16 protein-coding genes and 1 riboswitch are annotated in these 26,595 nt (G+C 39.5%); of the genes, 12 read left to right on the plus strand and 4 right to left on the minus strand.

All coding sequences use genetic code 11. The annotated features are described in order from the left end of the window. Nucleotides 1-3 precede the first annotated feature (3 nt). Entirely contained in the window at nucleotides 4-744 is a 741-nt protein-coding gene (locus tag J8L85_RS16290) for an electron transfer flavoprotein subunit beta/FixA family protein (RefSeq protein ID WP_211019062.1), read from the minus strand. Nucleotides 745-909: 165 nt separating this feature from the next. Between J8L85_RS16290 and J8L85_RS16295 the strand changes: the two genes are divergently transcribed. The 4 genes from J8L85_RS16295 (at nucleotide 910) to J8L85_RS16310 (ending at nucleotide 7,788) form a co-directional block, all read left to right on the plus strand. Beyond that, nucleotides 910-1,902 carry a pyruvate dehydrogenase complex E1 component subunit beta gene (locus J8L85_RS16295; RefSeq protein ID WP_348771776.1) on the plus strand — a complete coding sequence of 331 codons (993 nt, stop codon included), beginning with the start codon at nucleotides 910-912 and terminating at the stop codon, nucleotides 1,900-1,902. Between the two features lie 105 nt (nucleotides 1,903-2,007). Then, on the plus strand, nucleotides 2,008-4,509 hold the full coding sequence (locus J8L85_RS16300) for a DUF5686 and carboxypeptidase-like regulatory domain-containing protein (RefSeq protein ID WP_211019066.1): 2,502 nt from the start codon (nucleotides 2,008-2,010) through the stop codon (nucleotides 4,507-4,509). A 204-nt stretch (nucleotides 4,510-4,713) separates the two neighbouring features. Further along, nucleotides 4,714-5,241 (plus strand): inorganic diphosphatase, encoded by a 528-nt coding sequence (locus tag J8L85_RS16305; protein ID WP_211019068.1) that lies wholly within the window; start codon nucleotides 4,714-4,716, stop codon nucleotides 5,239-5,241. A 114-nt stretch (nucleotides 5,242-5,355) separates the two neighbouring features. After that, entirely contained in the window at nucleotides 5,356-7,788 is a 2,433-nt protein-coding gene (locus J8L85_RS16310) for a sodium-translocating pyrophosphatase (RefSeq protein WP_211019070.1), read from the plus strand. Between the two features lie 53 nt (nucleotides 7,789-7,841). Here J8L85_RS16310 and J8L85_RS16315 read toward each other — a convergent pair whose 3' ends face one another. After that, the gene (locus J8L85_RS16315; protein ID WP_211019073.1) at nucleotides 7,842-8,543 is read right to left on the minus strand and encodes an energy transducer TonB; all 702 of its coding nucleotides are present in this window, start codon (nucleotides 8,541-8,543) and stop codon (nucleotides 7,842-7,844) included. Between the two features lie 196 nt (nucleotides 8,544-8,739). Between J8L85_RS16315 and J8L85_RS16320 the strand changes: the two genes are divergently transcribed. Continuing rightward, entirely contained in the window at nucleotides 8,740-9,744 is a 1,005-nt protein-coding gene (locus J8L85_RS16320; RefSeq protein ID WP_211019075.1) for a phosphatase domain-containing protein, read from the plus strand. A 7-nt stretch (nucleotides 9,745-9,751) separates the two neighbouring features. Here the strand turns inward: J8L85_RS16320 and J8L85_RS16325 are convergent, their stop codons facing one another. Further along, nucleotides 9,752-10,366: a deoxynucleoside kinase gene (locus J8L85_RS16325; RefSeq protein ID WP_211019077.1), complete on the minus strand. Its 615-nt coding sequence runs from the start codon at nucleotides 10,364-10,366 to the stop codon at nucleotides 9,752-9,754. 244 nt (nucleotides 10,367-10,610) lie between these two features. On the opposite strand from J8L85_RS16325, the gene J8L85_RS16330 reads away from it, so the two are divergent. The 7 genes from J8L85_RS16330 (at nucleotide 10,611) to J8L85_RS16360 (ending at nucleotide 24,192) form a co-directional block, all read left to right on the plus strand. Continuing rightward, the gene (locus tag J8L85_RS16330; RefSeq protein WP_211019079.1) at nucleotides 10,611-11,477 is read left to right on the plus strand and encodes a GLPGLI family protein; all 867 of its coding nucleotides are present in this window, start codon (nucleotides 10,611-10,613) and stop codon (nucleotides 11,475-11,477) included. Between the two features lie 51 nt (nucleotides 11,478-11,528). After that, nucleotides 11,529-14,207: a TonB-dependent receptor gene (locus J8L85_RS16335; RefSeq protein ID WP_211019082.1), complete on the plus strand. Its 2,679-nt coding sequence runs from the start codon at nucleotides 11,529-11,531 to the stop codon at nucleotides 14,205-14,207. Between the two features lie 254 nt (nucleotides 14,208-14,461). After that, nucleotides 14,462-15,718: a methionine adenosyltransferase gene (gene metK / locus J8L85_RS16340; RefSeq protein WP_211019084.1), complete on the plus strand. Its 1,257-nt coding sequence runs from the start codon at nucleotides 14,462-14,464 to the stop codon at nucleotides 15,716-15,718. Nucleotides 15,719-15,898: 180 nt separating this feature from the next. Next, on the plus strand, nucleotides 15,899-17,839 hold the full coding sequence (locus J8L85_RS16345; RefSeq protein WP_211019086.1) for a CocE/NonD family hydrolase: 1,941 nt from the start codon (nucleotides 15,899-15,901) through the stop codon (nucleotides 17,837-17,839). A gap of 190 nt (nucleotides 17,840-18,029) precedes the next feature. Beyond that, nucleotides 18,030-18,133, plus strand: a riboswitch (SAM riboswitch). A gap of 144 nt (nucleotides 18,134-18,277) precedes the next feature. Continuing rightward, nucleotides 18,278-19,570, plus strand: coding sequence for an O-acetylhomoserine aminocarboxypropyltransferase/cysteine synthase family protein (locus J8L85_RS16350; protein WP_211019088.1), 1,293 nt, complete (start codon nucleotides 18,278-18,280; stop codon nucleotides 19,568-19,570). A gap of 73 nt (nucleotides 19,571-19,643) precedes the next feature. Further along, the gene (gene thrA / locus J8L85_RS16355) at nucleotides 19,644-23,030 is read left to right on the plus strand and encodes a bifunctional aspartate kinase/homoserine dehydrogenase I (RefSeq protein WP_211019090.1); all 3,387 of its coding nucleotides are present in this window, start codon (nucleotides 19,644-19,646) and stop codon (nucleotides 23,028-23,030) included. Nucleotide 23,031: 1 nt separating this feature from the next. After that, complete coding sequence (locus J8L85_RS16360) at nucleotides 23,032-24,192, plus strand: aminotransferase class I/II-fold pyridoxal phosphate-dependent enzyme (protein ID WP_211019092.1); 1,161 nt, start codon at nucleotides 23,032-23,034, stop codon at nucleotides 24,190-24,192. A 188-nt stretch (nucleotides 24,193-24,380) separates the two neighbouring features. On the opposite strand, the gene J8L85_RS16365 is transcribed toward J8L85_RS16360, so the two are convergent. After that, nucleotides 24,381-26,585: a molybdopterin cofactor-binding domain-containing protein gene (locus J8L85_RS16365; protein WP_211019093.1), complete on the minus strand. Its 2,205-nt coding sequence runs from the start codon at nucleotides 26,583-26,585 to the stop codon at nucleotides 24,381-24,383. Between the last annotated feature and the right edge of the window lie 10 nt (nucleotides 26,586-26,595).

Consider the following 26,595-nt stretch of genomic DNA (forward strand, 5'->3'; position numbering starts at 1 on the left):
ACCTTAGATTACTTTTGCTTCGTTATGAAGAAGGTCTACTAATTCATCTACGCTGTTTGCTAGTTTTACAGCTCCTTTTGGTGCTGGTTTGTCAAACTTAGCGTCTGTTGTCGCTTTAATACCGTCTACAGGTTCTACAACATTTAGGGCTTTTTTTCTGGCCATCATAATTCCGCGCATGTTAGGAATACGCAAATCACTTTCTTGTACCAGTCCTTTTTGTCCCCCGACTACTAAAGGTAGAGATGAGCTCAAAGTTTCTTTTCCGCCATCGATCTCTCTGATAGCGGTAACTTTTTTATCTTCGATTTCTAAGCCTATACAGGTATTGATAAAGTTCATTCCTGTTAAGGTCGCTAAAATGCCGGGTACCATGCCTCCGTTATAGTCGATAGACTCCCTGCCGCAGATTACGAGGTCATAACCGCCATCTTTTACAACTTTTGCCAGCTGTTCGGCAACGTAAAAACCATCGGTAGGTTCTGTGTTTATTCTGATTGCCTCATCGGCTCCAATAGCCAAGGCCTTTCTCATGGTCGGTTCAACACTGGCATCACCAACGGTTGCTACATGAACGGTAGCTCCTTGTTTTTCTTTGAACCACATGGCGCGGGTTAGTCCAAACTCATCATTTGGGTTTATTACAAATTGTACACCATTGGTGTCGAATTTGGTATCGCCGTCGGTAAAATTTATTTTGGAAGTGGTATCCGGTACGTTGCTTATACAAACTAATATTTTCATTTATGAAATGCTTTTAAAATGACAGGAACGAAGATAACCATTAAATTTGTAATTTACTATGCATGCATAGTAAATTTTATAACTTTTTTTGATTGTAGCAGCAGTTAATTTGACATATATTTTCCTATTTTTGCGTGCTTTCAATTGAAAAAAATAAAGACTAATATTCATACTATTATGAAAACACTACAATTTAGAGAAGCTATTGCGGAGGCCATGTCCGAAGAAATGCGTAGGGATGAGTCCGTTTATTTAATGGGTGAAGAAGTTGCGGAATACAATGGTGCTTACAAAGCTTCTAAAGGTATGTTGGACGAGTTTGGAGCCAAAAGGGTCATAGATACTCCGATATCTGAATTAGGGTTTGCTGGTGTTGCCGTAGGTTCCACAATGACTGGTAATAGGCCAATTGTAGAGTTCATGACTTTTAACTTTGCCTTGGTAGGTATAGATCAGATTATAAATAATGCAGCCAAAATCAGACAGATGTCCGGTGGCCAATTTCCGTGTCCTATTGTATTTAGGGGGCCGACCGCGTCAGCTGGTCAATTGGCGGCAACACACTCTCAGGCATTTGAAAGTTGGTATGCCAATTGTCCTGGTCTAAAGGTTATAGTGCCTTCGAACCCGGCAGATGCCAAAGGACTTTTAAAAGCGGCCATTCGTGATGACGATCCGGTTATTTTTATGGAGTCGGAGCAAATGTATGGTGATAAAGGGGAAGTTCCGGAAGGTGATTATACCATTCCTATTGGTGTTGCCGATATTCGTAGAGAAGGTAAAGATGTTACCATTGTTTCTTTTGGTAAGATTATAAAAGAAGCTGATAAAGCGGCCGATGAGCTGGAGAAAGAAGGAATCAGTTGTGAGATTATTGATCTGCGTACCATAAAGCCTATGGATTATGACGCTATTTTAAAATCGGTCAAAAAAACCAACCGTTTGGTGGTTTTAGAAGAGGCTTGGCCTTTTGGTAACGTTTCTACAGAAGTAACATACCATGTACAGGCACATGCGTTCGATTATTTGGATGCTCCTGTCGTTAAAATTAATACGGCGGACACTCCAGCGCCATACTCTCCTGTTTTATTGGAAGAGTGGTTGCCGAACTATAAAGATGTAATCAAAGCTGTTAAAAAAGTATTATATAAATTATAGTTTTATTTTGTAAAAGTATCTTAGCTTCTTCGACCCATGTTGAAGAAGCTTTTTTTTATTGGTACGTTATTTGTACCGTGGCTTCCATAGAGCAATATAATGTATATGAAAAACCCTTTCTTTTATTTTCTTTTGTTTTTGTTCGGTGTAATAAATGCACAGACAAAAGTAAGCGGTATTGTTATAGATGAAGGTGGAGAGCCCGTAGCATTTGCCAATGTGTTTTTTAAAAACTCTACAGAAGGTACCATCACAAACGATAATGGTAGGTTTTATATGGAGTCCGATGGTAACCATCAAGTGTTGGTGGTTTCTTTTATTGGCTACGAAAATCAAGAAATTGAACTTACTTCTTCCGTAACCTATGATATGGAAATTAAACTTCTAGAAGCTGCTCAACAGTTGAACGAGGTTGTTTTAATTTCAGGGAAGCAATCAAAAAAGAATAATCCGGCGGTAGATATCCTAAAAAAGATTTGGGCCAAAAAACGGGAGAACGGTATTCGAAAATTCGACCAATATGCTTTTGATAAGTATGAAAAGGTGGAGTTCGATTTAAATACCATTGATAGCGCCTTAATAAAGAAAAAGATTTTTAAGGGATTGGAATTTGTTTTTCAAGATTTGGATACCTCTAGGATAACCGGAAAGACATATCTTCCTATTTTTCTTAATGAAACCTTTTCTAAGGTATACGGCGATAATGTGTTAAAAGAAGAGAAAGAGGATGTTTTAGGTAACAAGAACTCGGGTTTCGAAAACAATCAGGCTATTATAGCTTTTGTTCAGGATCTGTACCAGAGCTATGATATATATGATAATTACCTAAAGTTTTTTGATAAGAGTTTTACAAGTCCGTTGTCAAGAACGGGGGTAGACACCTATAATTATGCTTTAAGAGACAGTGCTTTTATAGATAATAAATGGTGTTATAACATTGTGTACTATCCAAGAAGAAAGAACGAACTTACGTTTAAAGGTGATTTTTGGGTGAACGATTCTACGTGGGCCATAAAGAACATCAACTTGCAAGTGACGAAAAGTGCCAATATCAACTGGGTCAAGGAAATTTATATAGAACAAGATTTTGAGGTGGTCAATGATTCGTTGTTCTTGCTGAAAAGAGACTATATGTTAAGTGATTTCAGCTTTCAGAAAAAGGAAGAATCGCGGGGTGTGTACGGGAAAAGAACTACCGTTTACGACAACTATGTCTTTGATCAAAAAAGACCAAAAGAGTTTTATAGAAAAGAAATAAACCCATTGGATATAAACCTTATTGTAAAGGATGATGATTTTTGGGAAAAGAACAGGTTGGAGTCTTTGAACAAGGACGAGGCCGGTATCTATAAATTATTGGACACCTTAAAAACAGTCCCAAAATTCAAGTCGTACTATAATTTGGTAAGTGTTTTAGGGTCTGGATATGTGGAGGTCGATAAATGGAACCTTGATATTGGTAATATATATGATGTATTTGGATATAACGATGCCGAGGGGCCGCGGGTACGGCTTGGTGCACGAACCTATTTTGGACAGAACGATCTTTGGCGAATAGAGGGATATGCGGCCTATGGTTTTACCGATAAAAAGGTAAAACACGGAATTAGTGGTAAGATTTTATTGGATAAAAAAACAAGACTTATTGTTTCTGGGGGAAACAGAAGGGATATTGAGCAGTTAGGGGTAAGTCTTACGGCAACAAACGATGTCTTGGGAAGAAGTGTGGCGTCATCTTCCTTATTGACGGTTGGGGCCAATAATAGGTTAACGAACATAAACCTTAGCGCTTTGAATTTTGAAATGGAGCCGATTACCAATTTTAGGGTAGCTATCGGAGGAACTTTTAGAACATTAAATTCGGCCTTGCCCAATGATTTTAGTCTAGATTATGTTGATGCCGATTCGCCTACAGGGGTTTCGTCAGAAATAAGTCAATTCGATTTTAATACCCTTATCATTTATACCCCTGGCAAAAAAACGATTGGTTATGGGGTGGAAAGAAGAGATGTGAACGACACCTATAGTACGTTGTTATTGAATTATACCAAGGGGATCGATGGTATTATGGACAGTGATTTCGACTATAGCAAATTGCAGTTTTCATATAGTCGGCCATGGCAATTGGGAGGCTTTGGAAGGTTGTTGAGCACTGTTGAATTAGGTAAAACATTCGGAGAAGTGCCTTTGGGTTTATTGAGTGTGGTTCCGGGTAACCAAACTTTTTTCTCTAATTATGGTACTTTTCCAAACCTTGATTTTTATGAATTTGTTACAGATACTTATGCCGCCGTTCATTTAGAACATAATTTTAACGGAAGGCTCTTTTCTAGAATACCTTTCTTGCGAAAGATGAATTTAAGGGAGATAATAGGATTAAGGGGAGTATGGGGAGATTTGTCGGACGACAATATTGCTTTGAGTGCGCCTGCCACTATTAACACGCCTTTGAGAGCTCCTTCCGAAAAGATTTATTACGAGTATTCTTTTGGTGTGGGAAACATATTCAAGATTTTTCGGATAGATTTTAATTTTAGGGGCAACTATCTTGATAATCCAGATGCCAGACGCTTTGGGGTTACGGGTACTTTTGGTTTTAATTTCTAGATTTTTGTCAAAATCCTAATTTTTTATCTTGTTTCATTGCTGTTTTCTGATTCTTGAGACTCATTTTTTGGGGTATTGCCAATTATTTCCTTTTAATTTTAAAAAGCTTGGATTTGTTCGCTGAAAAGCCTTGTTTTTTTGGTCATCGCGCAATTCTTGCCTTGCATTTTTTGTACCTTCGCTGCTTTATATAAAACCGTAAAAATGGGAAAAAAAGCTGATATTACTTTTGATGTTTTAATAGAGATTCCAAAAGGAAGTAGAAATAAATATGAATACGACTTTACACTGCATAAAATACGTTTTGATCGTATGCTTTTTTCATCTATGATGTATCCTGGGGATTATGGTTTCATACCTGAAACTTTAGCATTGGACAAGGATCCGCTAGATGTTTTGGTAATGGGTGCAGAACCAACATACCCAATGGTGGTTATGGAAGTAAGGCCTATTGGAGTTTTTCATATGACCGATGAAAAAGGACCGGATGAGAAAATTATTTGTGTACCGGTTTCAGACCCTATTTGGAGTAACAATCATGATATAAGTGATTTAAATCCGCACCGCTTAAAGGAAATTGAGCATTTCTTTAAGGTATATAAAGATTTAGAGAAGAAGAAAGTTGATACCGGAGGTTGGGGAGATGCCCAAGAAGCGGTTAAAATATATCATGAATGCGTTGAGCGCTATAATAATAGTGATTATAAGAAGAAGCGAACTTTTACGATATAGTCAATAATTCCATAAATTATAACCACTCTTTTTAATAAAAAGGGTGGTTTTTTTATTATGTTCTATTTTACTACTTTAGTTACCGTTAAAAACCAATAAAACATAACTGATCAAATGGAATTAATCGTAAAATTTTTACCTGCCTTTGGCATACTCGGCCTATTGTACGTTTTTATTAAAAGCGGATGGGTATCCAAACAAGAAGTAGGTGACGCCAAAATGGCAAGAATAGCCAAGAATATTGCCGATGGCGCAATGTCTTTTTTGAAAGCTGAATATAAAATTTTGGCCATTTTTGTGGCTGCAGTTGCCATATTGCTATTTTTTAAAGGAAGTAATGAAACGGGCTCAAATGGCATGGTGGCCGTATCTTTCATAGTAGGGGCGATTTGTTCCGCTTTGGCAGGTTTCATAGGTATGAAAGTTGCTACAAAGGCCAATGTAAGAACTACGCAGGCTGCAAGAACCTCTTTGGGCAAGGCATTAGAAGTGGCCTTTGCAGGTGGAGCTGTTATGGGGCTTGGTGTTGTTGGTCTTGGAGTGTTGGGCCTAAGTACTTTATTTATGGTGTATAGCGGCCAAGGTTGGGCGTTAGGCGAGGTACTTAATGTATTGTCCGGTTTCTCTTTGGGGGCTTCGTCCATTGCACTTTTCGCACGTGTAGGAGGTGGTATTTATACAAAGGCTGCGGATGTTGGAGCCGATTTGGTAGGTAAGGTAGAGGCTGGTATTCCAGAAGACCACCCTTTAAATCCGGCTACTATTGCAGATAATGTAGGTGATAATGTAGGGGATGTGGCCGGTATGGGGGCCGACCTTTTTGAATCTTATGTAGGCTCTATAATAGGAACAATGGTACTAGGTGCAGCTTTTACCCAAATACCTGCATTTCAAGATTCTTTTGATGGTTTGGGAGCCGTATATCTTCCGTTGGTTTTGGCCGCGGTAGGGATAATAATGTCCATAATCGGTACCTTCTTTGTGAAGGTAAAGGATGGAGGTAACCCGCAGACGGCATTGAATATAGGTGAATTTGGTTCTGCCGGCTTAATGTTGGTGGCCTGTTATTTTATTATTACGAATATGTTGCCCGAGACTTGGGTTTTCGGGGGCGTAGAATATGGTTCTTTAGGAGTTTTTATTGCCGTACTTGCTGGTCTTATTGCCGGTCTTGCGGTCGGTAAGGTGACAGAGTATTATACAGGCACAGGAACAAAACCGGTAAATGCTATTGTACGTCAATCGGAAACAGGTGCCGCCACAAATATCATCGCTGGTTTAGGTGTAGGTATGATGTCTACTATGTTTCCTATAATATTAATTGCGGCGGCAATTTTGGTTTCGCATCATTTTGCTGGACTTTATGGTATTGCCATCGCAGCGGTAGGTATGTTGGCGAATACAGGTATACAATTGGCGGTAGATGCGTATGGGCCCATTTCTGATAATGCCGGTGGTATTGCGGAAATGGCAGAGTTGCCAAGTGAAGTTCGTGAACGTACAGATAAATTGGATGCGGTAGGTAATACTACGGCAGCTATCGGTAAAGGTTTTGCCATTGCTTCTGCTGCTTTAACGGCATTGGCCTTGTTCGCGGCCTTTATGCAAACGGCCAATGTGTTGGCGATCGATGTTTCTAAACCTACCGTTATGGCCGGTTTGTTGATAGGAGGTATGCTTCCGTTCGTGTTCTCAGCTTTATCAATGAATGCCGTAGGTCGTGCGGCAATGGCAATGATCGAGGAAGTGCGTAGGCAGTTCAGGGATATTCCAAAATTAAAAGCTGCCCTAGAGGTAATGAGAGCGGTAGATTCCGATATGTCAAAGGCTACTGCCGAACAACGAAAGATTTTTGATGAGGCCGATGGTGTAGCGGAATATGATAAATGTGTCGCGATATCTACACAAGCTTCCATAAAAGAAATGGTATTGCCAGGGCTGTTGGCGATTGCGGTGCCGGTGGCTGTTGGTTTTATTGGAGGTGCCGAAATGCTGGGAGGTCTATTGGCAGGCGTTACCACTTGTGGGGTCTTAATGGCTATCTTTCAATCTAATGCGGGTGGTGCCTGGGACAATGCAAAGAAGACCATTGAGAGCGATGGCCGTAAAGGTTCCGATGCCCACAAGGCAGCTGTAGTCGGTGATACCGTAGGTGATCCGTTTAAAGATACTTCTGGTCCTTCTTTAAATATTTTACTAAAATTAATGTCGGTAGTGGCATTGGTGATAGCCCCAAGTATTGCTCTTAGCGGAGATACCATGACCGCTTATAATGAGGAAAAATTGGCAACGGAAGTCGTTTTGAATCAGGTAGAAAAACAAGTGGAAGTTAAAATGGAAAAGGATGATGAGGGACTTACTAAAGCTACTGTTGTAACTACAATAACCGATAATGGCGAAAAAACCGTTTCAGAACAGGTGTTCAAGGGCACCGAAGAAGAGGTAAAGACAAAGATCGATGCGTTTAATGCTTCTTCAGAAGATGTAAGGGATGAGATAGAAAAAGTGGAAGAGGAAATAAAGAAAATAGAGGAAGAAATCAGATAAGCGCTTCTTTGAGCGATAATAAAAGCCCTTCATTAAAAGTGAAGGGCTTTTTTTTACTGTAATTTAAAGTTGATAGGTATGCTAAAAGGTACTTTTACGGCGGTTCCACGTTGCTTTCCGGGTGTCATTTTAGGTAGTTTCGACAAAATACGAACCGCCTCGTCCTCCAATACTTTATGTGGACCTCTTTTTTTGATCAGGCCGATGCTTCCGTCTTTTTGAATGATAAACTGAGTGTTTACCCTGCCCTGTATTCCCATTTCTTGCGCTAATTCTGGATATCTAAAATGTTTCTGGATATGTTTTTGCATCATTTTATTAAAGCAAGCTCTTTTATCTTTTTCTTTTTCACAACCGGGAAAAACAGGAACCTCTTCAATGGTTACCCAGTTGACATCCACTGTTTCCTCGATTTCCTCCACTTCAATATCCTTTGCTTCCAGAACTTCGGTTTCGGTGTCGGCTTCCGTAGATAATATTTCGGTCTCATCGATTTCTACATCGTTCTCTTCTACTTTGATTTCTGGAGGTATCACCTGTTTAATTTTGGGTTTTTCTACCTTAAAATTCTCGGGGATTATTTCTTCTATTGCGTCGTCGGGTCTGCTCATGGCTATTCCCGGGTCATATGGTTTTTCATAGGTTTTCCATTCTAGGGCTATAAAAGAAACACATAATACGAGTGTTAGGCCGAATACAAAATATAGGCTACTTTTTTTGGTAAGGTCTTTTTTAGGGTTCTTTTTTGGTTTCATCTTTTAAAGTTTTTTGGCTCTGTATATTAAGCCGTGTGAGACATCTATTTTTTATTTACTTAAAGCTAGATGTTATGTACGGTGTTTAAAATGGGCAATGAGCCAAACTGTGTCTTGGGTGAGTAAAAGGGGTCTTTTGTCTTTTTGTTGGTCAATTTTTCTTTCATAAATTAAATTTGAACGTATTTTTGAGACTATGGGTTTTCTTAAAAGGGATAAATTACAGATAATCGCCTTTCATGGTTATGGTACTGAAAAGAGATTTTATGCCCGTGGAAGGGCCTTAGAGGATGAAGATATTGACTTGGGGCAAAAAGGGGCCATTAACCTTCTTCTGAATACATGGAAAAGATTTGAGACCGATGAAATTAGAAATACCCCGATACGAATAGTTTTTGCCAATAACAAGGTCGTGCATGGTATGACCGACGATGAGGGTTATTTTTTGATCAATGAAACATTAGATGGTTTGTCTGCCTATGCAAATAGCGAGGGTTGGGTGAATTTTGATATTTCTTTTACTGATACAGACCTAAAGCGCGAAATCTTAAACCAGAATCGATTTCCGGGAGAAATGCTAATTCCTAGTAAAACTGCACGTTTTGGTGTAATCAGTGATATAGATGATACCATTTTGCATACGGGTGTTGTTTCTTCGTTAAAATGGAAGGTAATCATCAATACTATTTTTAAAAGGGCCATTAATCGAAAACCTTTGGAAGGGGCGGCAGATTTTTACCACCAGTTGCACAAGGGGAAAACCGGAGATGAAGTAAACCCTATTTTTTATGTAAGTCATAGCCCTTGGAATCTGTATCGTTACTTAGAATTGTTTTTAACGGCAAATAACTTCCCTAAAGGACCTATTTTGTTACGTAGTATGTCGAGTTTTACACGTAGGCACAAAAGGGATGACAAACCTCAAAAGCAAAAAGAGATAACGAACATTCTAAACACCTACCCAAACCTTTCGTTTATATTGATTGGTGATAGTGGGGAACGTGACGCGGATATTTATATAGAAATATCAAAATTGTTTCCCAATAGGGTAAAAGCTATTTATTTAAGAAGTGTTTCCCATAAAAAAAGAATGGCCCGAGTGTCAAAGCTGTTCTCTGATTTTAAGCACATTCCATTTTTGATCGTAGATAAAACTTCGGAAGCCATAGCCCATGCGAAAGAACATGGCTTTATTGAATAATCGTGTTTTAAAACAATCCGTTGATTTCGGCGTCGATTTTATTTAGTACACTGCCAAGGTCTTCCGGGTTGTCCACAAAGTCCAGTTCGTCCACATCTATTATTAAAAGATTGCCTTTTTCGTACCCATGGACCCATGCTTCATAACGTTCGTTCAGCCTGCTGAGGTAGTCAATGGATATTGTGTTTTCGTAATCTCTTCCACGTTTGTGTATTTGCTTTACCAAATTGGGGATAGAGCTTCTTAAATAGATTAACAACTCGGGAGGCTCTACCAAGCTTTCCATAAGCTCGAAAAGACTAGTGTAATTTTGAAAATCACGGTTGGTCATTAACCCCATGGCATGTAGGTTGGGGGCAAATATATGGGCGTCCTCATAAATGGTACGATCCTGTATGACATCTTTTCCAGATTCCCTGATCTCCAATATTTGACGATAACGGCTATTTAAAAAATAAATCTGAAGGTTAAAGCTCCAGCGTTCCATTTGTGTGTAGAAATCGTCTAAGTACGGATTGTCTACAACGTCCTCAAAATGAGCTTCCCACTTGTAGTGTTTTGCTAATAATCGTGTTAATGTGGTTTTACCAGCTCCAATATTTCCAGCTACAGCAATATGCATTTTTAGTATTCTTTAATGGTTAGGAGACTAAAAAGTTCAAAGTCGAATATACAAAGTATATTAAGTTATAAGAAAAAATAGTCGTTGAAATTAATAGCTTCTTCTTAATCTTGTCAAAATGGAAATAACGATGATTTTTGATTGTAATTGTGTTGTAAAAAAATGTTAAAAAATGATTTTTTGGTTTTTAGGTTAAACCATGGGCAATAAATTACATCTTATCAAATAAATAAAGTTATAATCCATGAATAATTTCCACTCTTTTTTACTAGTGCTGTTTCTAGGTACGGCCACTCTTATGTCACAAGATTTTCAGGGAAAAGCAATCTACCAGAGCAAAACTCAGGTAAATATGGATTTTGGTAATAGGCAAATACCTGAAAATCGTAAAAAGGAGATGATGGAACGAATGAAAAAAGCGAATGAAAAGACCTATGAGCTTATTTTTAATCAGACAGAATCTATTTATGAGGAACAAGAGCAACTAGAGCAGCCTGGGGGAAGAGGTGGTGGTCGTGGTCCCCGTTTCGGAGCTTTTTCTAGTTCGGGAGGTGATTTGTATAAGAATATTAAGGAGGAAAAATACTTGGTGAAGAACGATTTGTTCGGAAAAATTTTCTTGGTAGAGGATTCGTTGGAGAAGCTTGATTGGAAATTGGAAAGCGAAACAAGACAAATTGGAAACTATACCGCTTTTAAGGCCACTGCGGTAAAGACGATCAAGCGACCTAATATGAGGGCTATTTTCCGTGGGCCGCGGGGTAATAGGGAAGAAGGTGATAAAGACGGAGCCGAAGAAAACAAGGAAGAAGAATTTATAATTAAAGAGGTGGAGGTCGTTGCATGGTACACACCCGAAATACCGGTGAACCAAGGTCCGGGTTCTTATTGGGGGCTTCCGGGGCTTATTTTGGCGGTAAGTGACGATATAACTACCATTGTCTGTTCTCAAATTACATTGAATCCTGCTGAAAAAGTAGAGATAAAGGCACCTAGTAAGGGCAAAAAGGTAACCCAAGAGGAGTACGATACCATTGCGCAAGAGAAAACAAAGGAGATGCGCGAAAATTTCAGAAATAGGGGCGGTGGACGTGGAAATGGCCGTTTTTAATAATTCCCTTGATTTTTTATAATCCCTTTTTTTACTTCTAATAAATTGATAATGAAGAATGTATCGTTGTTTGTCTTGTTCTTAATGTTGGTGTTTTCAGGTAAGGCGCAAGAAATTTCATTGACCGGAACGGTTAAAGATAGTACGGGTGTGGGCATAGATATGGCCAATGTAATTGCGATAAACACCGAAACAAATGGCTTGGAATCGTATGGGATCACCAACCATGCCGGCTTGTATAAACTAAAGCTTAAATCAGCAAATCAATATACCGTAAAAATAAGTTACCTAGGCTTTAAGACAGAGTCTTTTACTTTTACCGCTACTGATGTTGATGCCGTCAAAGATGTAGTTATGTATGAACAGGCGGCTGAATTGGACGGGGTTGAGGTTACCTATGAAATGCCGGTTTCCGTGAAGGGAGATACTATTGTGTATGATACGGATTCGTTTGTTTCCGGAACCGAAAAAAAATTGAAGGATGTACTGGAAAACCTCCCGGGAATAGAGATAGACGATGATGGGCAAATAGAGGTAGAGGGTAAAACCGTGTCTAAGGTAATGGTCGAAGGAAAAGATTTTTTCGATGGTGATTCAAAATTGGCCGTTGAGAATATTCCCGCCAACGCTTTAAGCCAAGTTGAAGTGTTGAGGAATTACAATGAGGTGTCTCAGATGAAGGGACTTACCAATGACGACGATAACGTGGCCCTTAATATTAAATTGAAACAGGGTAAAAAGAACTTTTGGTTTGGGGAGTTGACCGCAGGTTACGGTCCGGATAATAGGTATTTGGCACACCCTAAACTATTTTATTATAGTCCTAAATATAGTATCAATATTATTACTGATTTAAATAATATCGGTGAAGTGCCTTTTACCCGAAACGATTATCGGAATTTTACCGGAGGCTTTAGAAACATAAGTTCTAGGGGAGGTAGTTCGATTTCAACAGGGACAGATGCATTGGGTCTCTCTGCGACACAGAACAATAGGGCTAATGATATTGATACGAAATTTGCAGCTGCTAACTTCAGTTATTCCCCAACAGAGAGTTTGGATTTAAGTGGTTTTGGTATTTATTCGTACACCGGAACATTAATGAAGACGGATAGGAATACAACTTATATTGCGAGTGATGATGTTGAAATGGCTACAACGGATACCGACCAGACCGTACATTTAGGGTTGGCCAAGTTAAGTGCAAGGTATAAGCCCGATGAAGATTTTCAGTTAGATTATGACGTGCTTTTAAAACAATCCGATGATACCGAAGAAGTGAACGTGTTGTCGGTTTCCTCTATTAGCGATGAAATATCGGAGGTAAAAAAACAAAAGCCCTTGGCTTTAAATCAAAACCTTAATGTTTACTATACCTTAAACGATAAAAATATTTTTGCGATAGAGGCGCAGCATCTGTATCAAGACGAAGATCCGTTTTATGAGGCTATTAGAGATGAATTCGCTTTTGTGGATGTTTTTCCTGTAGACGAGGGGCAAGATGTTTACAATTTAAATCAGGCCAAAAATGTGATAACGAATAAAATTGACGCAAAGGTCGATTATTATAGGGTGTTGGGTGCAAAAAGTAATTTGAACCTTACTTTGGGGACAACACAAAGTCACCAGAACTTTAACACGGCCATATTTCAGATATTGGATAATGAGGAAACCCTAGATATGAATGGCGAAGAATTTGGAAATGATGTTAGGTTTAACGTTTCTGATCTCTATATGGGGCTGCATTATAAGGTCATCTCCGGAATTTTTACTTTTAACCCAGGGGTTACATTGCATCAATACAATGTTAAAAATGAACAACTGGGCACTGTTGTAGAAGACAACCTTACATCGTTGTTGCCAGATGTATATATAAATGCCCAACTTAAGAAATCGGAAAATCTTCGGTTCAATTATCAGATTACACGTTCTTTTACCGATGTCAGCAATTTTGCACAGGGGTATGTCCTTAACGGTTATAATTCGCTCTACAGTGGTAATAGAGATTTGGAAAGTTCGCTCAACCACAACCTATCGTTGAATTTCTTTAGTTTCAATATGTTCAATTTCACCAATATTTTTGCGAACATAGCATATACCAAACGTATAGATGCGTTAAAAAGTAGTGCCAATATTGTTGGTATTAATAGGGTAAGTAGTACTATCAATTCTAACTTTGAAGACGAATCGTTAACGGCCAGTGGAAGGTATGAACGTACTTTTGGTAAGATAAAGGGATCGGTAAGGGCCAATGTGGGTTGGTCTACGACCAATAACCTTGTAGATAATGCACAAAGCACTTCTAACTCTTTTACGCAAAATTATACAGGGGCCCTATCTACAAACTTTAAAAACGCACCTAATCTAGAGCTTGGTTACAGGTATACGGTAAATAATTATGAAAATGGAGATGTGAAATCTATTTTCTATACAAGCAGACCTTATGCCCGGTTCGATGTAAGCTTTCTTAAGAATTTTATATTTACTCTTGATTACGATTATTATAATTATACGAATGATGCGGACACCATTTCCAATTCGTATAGTTTTATGGAATCTAACCTTACCTATCAGAAAAAAGGTAGCCGTTGGGAGTATGGTATAAAAGGCACAAATTTATTGAACACAACAACATTGAACCTAGACAGTACCAATGAGTTGTATTTTAGTACGCAAGCATATTATGTGCAACCACGTTACCTTCTTTTCTCCATAAAATATGATATATAAAGGTTTTTGGGGCCTAAGGAGTAAATTGAATTTATTAAATGGGAAATAATTAAAGCGATATTGGCATATTGAACTAAACATTTTTTATACTTTTGCACTCTATTTATAATTAAGAGGAAGGATTTGACTGATTGCAACCTCGTTAAAAATGCTAAAGCAGTTTGTTTCGAAATTAGTTCGATAGCTCTTCAAGAGACAGCAATTACTTCTTTAGCTTCTTTCGTTCAAATCTTTTTGAAAACATAAAAAATGTTATGGCGTATTTATTTACCTCAGAGTCTGTGAGTGAAGGTCACCCAGACAAAGTTGCCGACCAGATTAGTGATGCTCTTTTGGATCATTTTTTGGCATTCGACCCAGAAAGTAAAGTGGCATGTGAGACATTGGTGACTACAGGGCAGGTAGTTTTGGCCGGTGAGGTCAAGAGCAATACCTATTTGGATGTGCAGAACATTGCTAGGGATGTAATCAATAAAATAGGTTATACGAAAGGAGAATATCAATTCAGTGGAGATTCTTGTGGCGTTATTTCTTTGATACATGAACAGTCACAAGACATAAATCAAGGCGTTGATAGGGGAGAGAAAGAAGAACAGGGTGCCGGTGATCAAGGTATGATGTTCGGTTATGCTACCAAAGAAACCGAGAACTATATGCCATTGGCATTGGACATTAGCCATAAGATACTACATACCTTGGCAGAATTGAGAAGGGAAGGTAAAGAAATAAATTACCTTAGGCCAGATGCAAAAGCTCAGGTAACCATAGAGTATTCCGATGAAAACGTACCTCAGCGCATAGACACTATTGTTATTTCTACCCAGCATGATGCTTTTGAAGCGGATGATGATAAAATGTTGGCTAAAATTAAGTCCGATATTGTTTCTATATTAATACCACGGGTAAAGGCACAGTTGCCAGAAAGTATACAGCAGTTGTTCGATGATCAGATTACCTATCATATCAATCCGACAGGAAAATTTGTTATCGGAGGACCACATGGAGATACCGGATTAACAGGTAGAAAAATTATTGTGGACACCTATGGGGGCAAAGGCGCCCATGGTGGTGGTGCTTTTAGTGGTAAAGACCCTAGTAAGGTAGACCGTAGTGCTGCTTATGCTGCTAGACATATTGCCAAGAATTTAGTAGCCGCAGGTGTTTCTGACGAGATTTTGGTACAAGTAAGTTATGCCATCGGTGTAGTGGAGCCTACATCTATTTTTGTAGATACGTATGGCACCTCTAATGTAGCTTTAACAGATGGTGAAATCGCGATAAGGGTCAAACAACTTTTTGATATGAGACCTTTTGCGGTCGAAGAGCGCTTAAAACTTCGAAACCCTATCTATCTGGAAACCGCCGCTTATGGCCATATGGGTAAAGAACCTAAGACGGTGACCAAAATTTTTGAATCACCCTACAATGGTAGAGTAGAAAAAGAGGTTGAGCTTTTTACATGGGAAAAGCTGGATATGGTAGACGACGTAAAAGCTGTTTTTAATATATAAACTTGTTTTAAAGGGGCTTGGGCTTAGGTTGTGGACCCAAACCTATATTAGGAAAATGGCTTTAGTGCCACTTTCAAAGACGTACTTCATATTTTATATAAAAAAGGACCAAAAAATGGTCCTTTTTTGTTTTATAGGGTGTCAAACTTTAGTAGATTTAAGTCCTTAAAAATTAATGTCATGTCAAAGTTTACGCTAAGGTATCTACTTGCTATTGTTCTTTTTGTTTCAATTTTTGCTTCTTGTAAGAAAACTGCCGATACAGAGCAGGCAGAGGTCTCAGATACCTATGTGTCCGATAATTATACAAAGAAGGAGGTTGATATTGAAATGCGTGACGGTGTTAAATTGCACACCACCATATACTCCCCAAAAGATACTTCGAAAGAATATCCTATTATTATGCAACGTACGCCCTATAGTTCAAGACCATATGGTGAAGGTAATTTCAAGGAAAAGATAGCGCCTAACATTCATATGATGAAAGAAGGGTATATAGTAGTGTATCAAGATGTGCGAGGAAGATGGCTAAGTGAAGGGCATTACGAGAATATGCGTGCCTATATTCCAAATAAAACTTCAGAAAAGGATGTTGATGAAAGTTCCGATACCTATGATACCATTGAGTGGTTGGTAAATAATGTAGAAAACAATAATGGTAATGTGGGTATTTGGGGTATTTCGTATCCCGGATTTTATTCTACCTACGCTACGGTAGATGCCCACCCGGCATTAAAGGCGGCTTCGCCACAGGCGAGTATCGGCGATTTCTTTTTTGACGATTTTCATCATAACGGTGCTTACCTGTTGAGTTATTTTAGGGCAACCTCTCTGTTTGGAACTCCACGCCCTAATGGTGATCAGCCCATAGATACGGCATGGTATACATTACCGGATCTAAAGACAGAGGATCAGTATCAATTTTTCTTGGATGCTGGACCTTTAAAAAATTTAGATTCCTATTTTGAGTATGAAACGGGAGATACCCCAAGAATGGCGGTTGATGGTAAGACCGATGACTTTTTTTGGAACGAGCTTAAAGAACATCCCAATTATGATGAATTGTGGCAAAGTAGAGGGTTGATCCAGCACCTTAAAAATGTAAAAAGCCATGTGGCCACTATGGTAGTGGGCGGTGAGTTCGATGCCGAAGATTTGTACGGTCCATTGGAAACCTATAAAAACATAGAGAAATATAACAAGGATAATTACAATACTTTGGTATTTGGGCCATGGGATCACGGTGCATGGGCAAGAAGAAGGGGAAAAAATGTTGTTGGCAACTATTATTTCGGAGAGGGAATTTCAGAATTTTTTCAAGAAGAAATAGAAACAAAATTCTTTCGTCATTTTTTAAAGGGTAGCGGTGATAAAAATAGTGGACTGCCCGAAGCATATGTTTTTGATTCTGGTAGAAAAGAATGGAAACAGTACGATTCTTGGCCGCCTAAAGGTGTGGTAAAACAAGAAATGTTCTTATCCGAAAATCAAGAATTAACGAATGAAAAGAAGGGTGAGGCTGAAATAAAATTTATAAGTGATGTTAAAAAACCGGTGCCGTATTCCGAGGATATAAAGTCGGTATTTACGCCAAGAAAATATATGACAGATGATCAGCGCTTTGCTGCCAGGCGTTCCGATGTATTGGTATTTGAAACTGATGTTCTTGAGGAGGATTTGACCCTCGCGGGTGATATTATGGCCAAGTTAAAGGTGGCGACAACCGGTACGGCCTCCGATTGGATCGTTAAAATAATAGATGTGCACCCCGCCTCTGAAGAAACACATGAAGATATGCAAGACCATTTAAAAATGAGCAACTATCATTTAATGGTGCGTAGTGAGGTGTTAAGGGGCAGGTTTAGGAATAGTTTTTCTGACCCAGAACCTTTTGTGCCCAACGAAAAGACCGATGTAAATATTAAACTGCAAGATGTTTTTCATACCATTAAAAAAGGGCACAAGCTACAAGTGCAGGTACAGAGTACATGGTTTCCGTTAATAGATTTAAATCCACAGACGTATGTGGACAATATTTTTAAAGCTGAAAAAGAAGACTTTAAGACTCAGACGCACACGGTATTTACAGATTCCAGTATAGAATTTTCTGTATTGAAATAAATTTTGGCAAGAAAGTATAGAGGAATAAGGTTGCTTTTTTTAGGGCATATACATAATACATTGGTGTTGCCGATTCGTTTTGTTCATTTTTCTAACACTTCCCACTGCTTTCATTATTTTTTGTGAATCATTAGGTTTTTAAAACTTTCAGACCTTATATTTGCACCAATAAGTTCAAACGCATATTGAATAGTTATCAAGAAAGGTGGAGGGATTGGACCCTTTGAAGCCTTAGCAACCCTTTGTTCCATACAAAGAAGGTGCTACATTCTACCCCTAGGGGAAGGATAACAGTCATCGAATTTTCTTCGATTTCGCTTTCTTATAACTTTTTGATTTTACCATGCCGATTAGTCGGTTGGCTTGGGTTTGGGTTTTTTTATCATTAAACATGTCTGGAGGATATCCGAAGGACTTAACTATTAAAAAAACAAAATCATGAGTAATCAAAAATTAGCAACAAACGCTTTACATGCAGGGCATGACACTACACAGGCCGGAGGAACAAGGGCAGTGCCTATTTACCAAACATCGTCCTATGTGTTCAATAACACAGATCATGCCGCCAACCTATTTTCTTTGGCGGAGTTAGGTTTTATCTACACCCGTTTAAACAACCCTACCAATCAGATATTACAAGATAGATTGGCTGCTGTAGAAGGCGGAGTGGGGGCCGTGGTATTTGCTTCGGGTACAGCTGCAATTTCTACGGGTTTGCTGACACTATTAAAATCTGGAGATCATATTGTGGCTTCCAGTAGTTTGTACGGCGGTACTTTTAATCTTTTGAATGTTACCCTTCCAAGATTGGGAATAACTACAACTTTTGTTGATGCTTCTGATCCTGCCAATTTTAAGAAAGCGGTACAGGAAAATACCAGGGCTTTTTTCGTGGAATCTTTGGGGAATCCAAAATTGGACGTACTTGACCTGAAAGGAATATCTAAAGAGGCGAAAGCGGCACAGGTTCCCTTTATCGTAGACAATACGGTAGCTACACCTGCATTGCTGAATCCTATAGAACATGGCGCCAATATTGTTATTCATTCACTGACCAAATATATCGGTGGTCAGGGAACTTCTTTGGGTGGGGCGATCATAGATGCCGGTACCTTTGATTGGACGAACGGAAAATTCCCTGAATTCACAGAACCTTCTGCCGGATACCATGGTTTGGTATATAGCGAAGCATTAGGGGCGGCCGCCTACACCTTTAAATTAATATTGGAAGGACTTCGTGATTTTGGAGGGGCCTTGAGTCCGTTCAATGCTTTTCAAATCTTACAAGGGTTGGAGACCTTGCCCGTAAGAATCAAACAACATAGTACCAATGCCCTTGAGCTTGCCGAATGGTTAGAGGGGAGAGAAGAGGTTGCTTGGGTAAACTACCCAGGGTTAAAAAGTAGTGAATATAACGAGCTGGCTAATGAATACTTGCCCAAAGGACAAAGTGGATTGGTTACCTTTGGTGTAAAAGGAGGTTTTGAAGCGGCCAAACAGTTCACCGATGCTACTAAAATATTTTCTTTATTGGCGAATATTGGTGATACCAAATCTTTAATTATACATCCTGCAAGTACCACGCATCAACAGTTAAATGAAGAACAGCAAGAAAGTGCTGGGGTAAGCCAAGACTTAATAAGGTTGTCTGTGGGTCTAGAGGATATCGAAGATCTAAAAGCGGACCTAGAACAGGCCTTTGCCGCCATTGATAAGTCGATATTGGCATAAGAAGAATAAATAATTACATAAAAATAAATTAGTGGCTTGCCATTGGTAAGGTCATAGTTAATATTGGCATCTTATGCTACATCACCTTAAAATAGAAAATTTTGCCACTCTTTCTGGAGTAACACAAGATATAGAACTCTCCTATCAATTATTTGGGGCTCCATTGCATACGGCACCCATTATTTTGGTAAATCATGCTTTGACCGGAAACTCTAACGTTACTGGTGAAGGTGGTTGGTGGTCGGCCCTTATTGGAGATGAAAAGTGCATTGATACGAAGAAGTATACAGTGCTGTGCTTTAATATTCCGGGCAATGGTTATGATACGTTCGTAATTGAAAATTATAAAGATTTTGTTGCCGGTGATATGGCCCGTATTTTTCTTTTGGGCTTAGAGCAATTAAAGATAAAAAAGCTTTTTGCGATTATAGGTGGGTCTTTGGGCGGTGGTATTGCATGGGAAATGGCGGCATTAGATCCTAATTTAACAGAGCACTTGGTGCCAGTGGCATCTGATTGGAAATCTACTGATTGGCTTATCGCCAATTGCCAGATCCAAGAGCAGTTTTTGGTAAATTCCAAACAACCGGTTCATGATGCACGTATGCATGCCATGCTATGCTATCGTACCCCAGAATCTTTTAAAGAGCGTTTTAAAAGAAGTACCAACGAAGAGCTTCAGGTGTTCAATGTAGAAAGTTGGTTAATGCACCATGGGGAAAAATTACAGGAGCGTTTTCAATTATCCGCTTATAAATTAATGAATCAGTTGTTGAAAACGATAGATGTTACCCGTAATGGAGACGAGAACTTTATCGATCTGCAAAATAGCGATACCAATATTCATATTATCGGGGTAGACTCCGATCTGTTTTTTACGGCAAAGGAAAACAAGGACACCTTTAAGCAATTGGCGCAGGCCAATAGCAATGTAACCTATGGCGAAGTACAATCGCTACATGGGCATGATGCTTTTTTGATAGAATTTGAGCAAATGGAAAAATTGCTGCATTCGATCTTTAATACCAACGGAAAATCTAGAAGGGTAAAGGTGTTGAAGTTCGGTGGTAAATCATTGAGCAATGGAGAGGGGTTAGAGCGTGTATTGGATGTAATTTCCTCCAAGGTAGAGTCTGGCGAAAACATTGCCGTGGTATTGTCGGCAAGGGAAAAAGCCACCGACCAATTGGAAAATATATTGGAAAAGGCGGCGAAAGGAGAACCTTATATGGATGATTTTATAGCCTTGGAAAAGTATCAAAAACATACCTATGGCAATGTAAGTCTTTCCAAAGAGTTCAAGGCATTGGCAAAATTGTTCGAAGGAGTTTCGTTGCTTGGTGATTATAGTGCCAAGATAAAAGATGAGGTTATGGCCCATGGCGAACTGATTTCCGCAAAATTGGTTTCCAAATTATTGATAGGTAAAGGTGTAAATGCCCATTTTATAGATTCAAGGGAATTGATCGTTACCGATGCCAATTTTGGCGACGCCAAAGTTCTGGAGCATATTTCGAAAGAGAAGGTGTTGTTAAGGTTTGCGGAGCTTCCACATGATGCCGTTCCCGTGATTACAGGTTTTATAGCGGCCACCGAAGACGGTGAGACCACTACTTTAGGTAGAAATGGAAGTAATTATAGTGCAGCATTGCTGGCCAATTTTATAGATGCCGATGAATTACAGAACTATACCCATGTAGATGGCATATTTACGGCAAACCCCGATTATGTGGCAGAAGCGAAACGTATAGCCAACCTAAGTTATGCCGAGGCAAATGAAATGGCAAATTTTGGCGCTACCATTCTACATGCGAAAACCATTATTCCGTTAATAGAAAAGAATATTCCCTTACGTATTCTAAATACCTACAACGACGATAACGAGGGTACTTTGATCAGTGCCAAATCTAGCAAAGAAGGTATTAGGTCTATTTCTGTTATAGAGGATGTGGCCTTGATAAATTTAGAGGGCAGGGGGCTGTTGGGAAAAGTTGGTGTAGATGCGAGAATTTTTAAGACCCTAGAGGCAATTAATATAAGTGTGAGCATTATTTCTCAAGGGTCGTCCGAAAGGGGAATTGGTTTAGTAGTAAACCGTGACAAGGCGGACAGGGCCAAAAAAGCCTTGGAAAACGAATTTTCGAGCGATTTTAAGTCGCAAGACATCAATATGATCAAAGTAGTCGCCGATGTTTCTGTTATTTCTGTGGTAGGACAAGATTTGAGTACTTTTCATAAACCGTTCAATGCGCTTATAAAAAACCAGATCGTTCCGTTATTGTTCAACAATACGGTTTCTGGAAAGAATGTGAGTTTGGTCGTGAAGAAGTCAGATTTGACCAAGGCCATAAACGTAATGCACGGTCAGATTTTCGGAGTTAGTAAAAAGGTAAACTTGGCGGTTTTTGGACATGGGAATGTAGGCGGCACCCTGATCGATCAAGTTTTGGAATCCGCTCAGAGTATTGAACAGAGAAAAAGCATCGATCTACGTGTTTTTGCTATCGCCAATTCTAGAAAAGTGCTGTTGAGCGCTAATGGAGTTGCCGGCAATTGGAGGACCGCAATAAAAGAAGAGGGACGGTCTTATTCTATTAAAGATATTATTGAATTTGCAAAAAACAATCACCTAGAAAATTTGATCGTGGTAGATAACACGGCGAGTGAAGATTTTGTAGCACATTATTTTGATTTTGTAGAAAATGGTTTTGATGTGGTCTCTTCTAATAAGATAGCCAATACCCTTGGGTTCGATTATTACCAATTGTTGCGTGAAGAGTTGTCTAAACATCAAAAACAATATCTTTATGAGACCAATGTTGGTGCAGGGTTGCCATTGATAGATACCATTAAGTTACTGCATTTATCAGGTGAGAACATAACCCGGATCAAAGGGGTGTTTTCTGGGTCGTTAAGTTATATTTTCAATACTTTTTCGGAAGGTAGCGCCACGTTTTCGTCTATTTTGAAAGACGCAAAACAACAAGGGTTTACCGAGCCAGATCCACGTGAAGACCTATCTGGTAACGATGTAGGGAGAAAACTGTTGATTTTGGCAAGAGAGTTGGATCTGAGCAATGAGTTTTCTGATATATCGATTCAAAATTTGATTCCGCCTACATTGCAAGAAGGAAGTATTGAATCTTTTATGGGCAATCTAGAAGTATTGGATGAAAAATTCAATGAGATTAAACAGCGCCAAAAAGCGGATCATGTTTTAAGGTATGTAGGTGATTTGCACGGTGATCTGCAAAAAGAAAAAGGTATTTTAGAGGTGAAACTTATTTCCGTTCCCAAAGAAAGTGCCTTGGGGCAGGTAAAAGGTTCAGATTCCATTATAGAAATATATACGGAGTCTTACGGGGAAAATCCTTTGGTCATTCAAGGTGCCGGAGCGGGTGCTGCGGTAACGGCCAGAGGCGTATTCGGTGATGTATTAAGAATTGCAGAAAAAAGTTAGTATGAAAAAATTTGAGACCAAGGCCATACGAACACAACTAAAAAGAAGTGAAAATTTGGAGCATTCCGTTCCCTTGTACCTTACTTCAAGTTTCGTGTTCGAGGATGCCGAAGATATGAGGGCTTCCTTTGCAGAGGAAAAAGAACGTAATATTTACTCTCGCTACTCCAATCCTAATTCATCGGAGTTTATAGAAAAAGTGTGCCAGATGGAAGGTGCCGAAGATGGTTTTGCTTTTTCTTCGGGTATGGCGGCCGTGTTCTCTACCCTGGCAGCCTTATTAAATAGTGGTGACCATGTAGTGTCCGCACAAAGTATTTTTGGTTCAACACATTCGTTGTTCAATAATTTTTTTCCAAAATGGAATATATCGCATAGTTATTTTGATATCAATGATCTAGATAGTATAGATGCCTTGATTACCCCTTCCACTAAATTGATATATGCGGAAACGCCGACCAATCCAGGAGTAGATATTTTGGATCTGGAAGTATTGGGGAAAATAGCGAAAAAGCACAATGTACTTTTGGTAATAGATAATTGCTTCGCTTCGCCATACCTGCAACAACCTATAAAATTTGGGGCAGATCTAGTGATTCATTCAGGAACAAAACTAATGGATGGTCAAGGTCGTGTTTTAGCGGGTATCACGGTCGGGAAAAGAGAATTGATAGATAAGGTATACCGCTTTTCAAGAATTACCGGACCGGCCATTTCTCCGTTCAATGCATGGGTGTTGTCCAAAAGCTTGGAAACCTTGGCGGTAAGGGTGGATCGCCATTGTGAAAACGCCTTAAAATTGGCAGAGTTTTTAGAAACGCACGATCAGGTAAACTGGGTCAAATATCCATTCTTAAAATCGCATCCTAAATATGAAGTGGCCAAGAAACAGATGAAGGCAGGCGGTTGCGTGGTTGCCTTTGAGGTAAAAGGAGGGCTTGAGGCCGGGCGGAAATTTTTTGATGCCATTAAACTTTTATCGCTCTCTGCCAATTTAGGTGATACAAGAAGTATTGTGACCCATCCGGCATCTACTACGCACAGTAAACTGTCCGTAGAGGAGCGTGCCGCTTCGGGTATTAGTGAAGGTATGGTGCGTATCTCTGTAGGTTTGGAACATATAGACGATATTATTGCCGATATAGATCAGGCCTTGGGCTAGAACCATATATCTGAAAAGTTTTTGAAAGGTCTTGCGAAAGTGGGGCCTTTTTTAATTCGCATATTCAAGGTTCTAAAAATAGCGCTCGTTTTTATCAGAATACCTCCTAATAATGGTATGATAAATATATAACAAGGCTTCCGTTGTTCTAGGAAGCCTTGTTGTGTTCTGTTAAGAATAATAAAGGTTTATCCGACCACTTCTTTTTCTAAAATAAATGGTTGGTTGTAAAAACGTTTTCCGGTTGCCTTGTACATGGCATTTGCCAAAGCTCCTATTATCGGAGGTAAAGAAGGCTCTCCCAAACCGGTTGGATCTATACCGTTATCAACAAAAAAAGTTTCGATTTCTTTGGGGGCTTCTTGATTTCTTATTAAGTGATAGGAATCAAAATTTTCTTGCTGTGGTGCTCCGTCCTTAAAGGTCATTTGACTGTAGGTGGCATGGCCTATACCATCTATGATACCACCTTCTATTTGGTTTCTGGCACTTATGGGGTTAATTACTATACCGCAATCAACCGCACACCAAACCTTGTCCACTTTCGGTTTATTTCTGTCCATGGTAAGTTCCAATACCTGCGCCACATAAGAATTATGGCAATAGTAGGCAGATACTCCTCTGGCTTTGTCGCCATTGTTTTGGTTCCAATTAGATTTTTCTTTTACCAATTTTAGCACACCGGCATACCGTTCAGGGTCATAATCGTTTGTCTTGGGGTCGCCAACGGGTGCTGTAATTGCCTTTTCAAATAATTCTAAACGAAAATCTATAGGGTCTTTACCGGCCATTTCCGCTACTTCGTCCATAAACGCCTGCTCTGCACCAGCAATAAAGTTAGACCTTGGCGCTCTCCATGCACCGGTCGTAATTTGTGTTTGAAGCATGTCTTTTTCGGCCAAATAATTGGGTACTGCCCCAGCCGGAAACCTGTTTTCAAAAATTAAATCATCATTGGTGCCCACCCCTTTAACATACCAAGCGATGAGGTTGTTGTCATTATCCAAGCCAGCCTTAAACCTAACTTTATATGCAGGGCGGTAGGTGCCTTGGGTCATATCGTCTTCGCGGGTATAGACCAATTTTATGGGGGCTTGTACTTTTTTGGAGATTACGGCCGCCTCAACACCAAAATGACCATAAAGCCTACGGCCAAAACCACCGCCCATACGGGTCATCATAATATCTATGTTTTCAACGGGCATATTCAATACCGAAGCCAGGGTTTTTTCTAAAAACTCAGGAGTTTGAATGGGGCCTTTAAGTATTGCTTTATCAGCGGTTACATCCGCAAAAAAGTTCATCGGCTCCATAGTGTTGTGTGACAAGAAGGGAGCGCTGTAGGTACGTTCAATTACCTTTGCAGCACCTTTAAAGGCCTTTTCGAAATCACCGTCTTTACGGGCTGGGGCTTTTGCCGGGGTATCCAATAATTCGGTAAGTGCTTCTTCATATGTAGCCGTACTTTCTAACTTGTCCGGTTTTTCCCAAGTCACTTTTACTTCCTTTTTTGCTTGCATACATTGCCAAGTACTTTCACCTACAACGGCCACCAATTTTGCAATACCACCTCCATCGGACCATTGTTTTTCTACTCCTTCTGGGTATACATCAATAGGAAAAACGTCTTTTATGCCTGGCATTGCTTTTGCCGATTCTGCATCCAGAGATTTAAAGGTGTATCCAAAAGCCGGAGGATGAATGATCATGGCGGTGAGCATACCTTCTTCTTTTTGGTCTAGTCCAAAGAGGGGTTTTCCGGTTACTATCTTTAGTCCGTCTACATTTTTTCTGTCCGTGCTAATTATATGAAAGTCCTTCGGGTCTTTTAGCTCCACTTCTTCCGGAATTTCCATAAGAGAGGCAGCGGAAGCCATTTCTCCATAGTTGGCAGATTTACCGGAAGCTTCGTGTGTTAATACCCCGTTACTTGTCGTAATTTCTTTTGCTGGCACTTGCCATGCTTCTGCGGCTGCGGCAATTAACATATGTCTGGCCGTGGCCCCCGCCATACGTAAACTTTGCCATCCGGCCCTGATAGATTGGCTACCACCTGCCAATTGTCTTTTAAAAATATCGGTGTTCAATGGAGCCTGTTCAACAATAACATCTTTCCAGGCAATGTCGAGTTCTTCTGCAACGATCATGGGCATGGCCGTTTTTACGTTCTGGCCAATTTCTGGGTTTGGAGACATAATGGTCACGATCCCATTATCGCCGATCTTTAAAAACCCGTTGATGTCGAACCATTCTTTGGGCATTTGCATTAGTTCAGCTTCCGTTTTGCCCTTACAAGATGCCAACCAACTAAAGCCAAGTAGCATACCGCCACTTGCCAAGGTGGTGCTTTTGAGAAAAGATCGTCTGTTAAATGATGTTTTTATGAGTGTCATTTCTTTGTTT

The organism is Maribacter sp. MMG018 (assembly GCF_018100785.1).
Lineage (GTDB): Bacteria > Bacteroidota > Bacteroidia > Flavobacteriales > Flavobacteriaceae > Maribacter.

Bases quoted from the DNA above. Each gene is read 5' to 3' on its own strand.
- J8L85_RS16330 (WP_211019079.1), top strand. From the start codon at position 10,611: ATGAATAATTTCCACTCTTTTTTACTAGTGCTGTTTCTAGGTACGGCC.
- J8L85_RS16325 (WP_211019077.1), bottom strand. From the start codon at position 10,366: ATGCATATTGCTGTAGCTGGAAATATTGGAGCTGGTAAAACCACATTA.
- J8L85_RS16345 (WP_211019086.1), top strand. From the start codon at position 15,899: ATGTCAAAGTTTACGCTAAGGTATCTACTTGCTATTGTTCTTTTTGTT.
- thrA (WP_211019090.1), top strand. From the start codon at position 19,644: ATGCTACATCACCTTAAAATAGAAAATTTTGCCACTCTTTCTGGAGTA.
- J8L85_RS16310 (WP_211019070.1), top strand. From the start codon at position 5,356: ATGGAATTAATCGTAAAATTTTTACCTGCCTTTGGCATACTCGGCCTA.
- J8L85_RS16290 (WP_211019062.1), bottom strand. From the start codon at position 744: ATGAAAATATTAGTTTGTATAAGCAACGTACCGGATACCACTTCCAAA.
- J8L85_RS16315 (WP_211019073.1), bottom strand. From the start codon at position 8,543: ATGAAACCAAAAAAGAACCCTAAAAAAGACCTTACCAAAAAAAGTAGC.
- J8L85_RS16320 (WP_211019075.1), top strand. From the start codon at position 8,740: ATGGGTTTTCTTAAAAGGGATAAATTACAGATAATCGCCTTTCATGGT.
- metK (WP_211019084.1), top strand. From the start codon at position 14,462: ATGGCGTATTTATTTACCTCAGAGTCTGTGAGTGAAGGTCACCCAGAC.
- J8L85_RS16350 (WP_211019088.1), top strand. From the start codon at position 18,278: ATGAGTAATCAAAAATTAGCAACAAACGCTTTACATGCAGGGCATGAC.
- J8L85_RS16305 (WP_211019068.1), top strand. From the start codon at position 4,714: ATGGGAAAAAAAGCTGATATTACTTTTGATGTTTTAATAGAGATTCCA.
- J8L85_RS16365 (WP_211019093.1), bottom strand. From the start codon at position 26,585: ATGACACTCATAAAAACATCATTTAACAGACGATCTTTTCTCAAAAGC.
- J8L85_RS16335 (WP_211019082.1), top strand. From the start codon at position 11,529: ATGAAGAATGTATCGTTGTTTGTCTTGTTCTTAATGTTGGTGTTTTCA.
- J8L85_RS16360 (WP_211019092.1), top strand. From the start codon at position 23,032: ATGAAAAAATTTGAGACCAAGGCCATACGAACACAACTAAAAAGAAGT.
- J8L85_RS16300 (WP_211019066.1), top strand. From the start codon at position 2,008: ATGAAAAACCCTTTCTTTTATTTTCTTTTGTTTTTGTTCGGTGTAATA.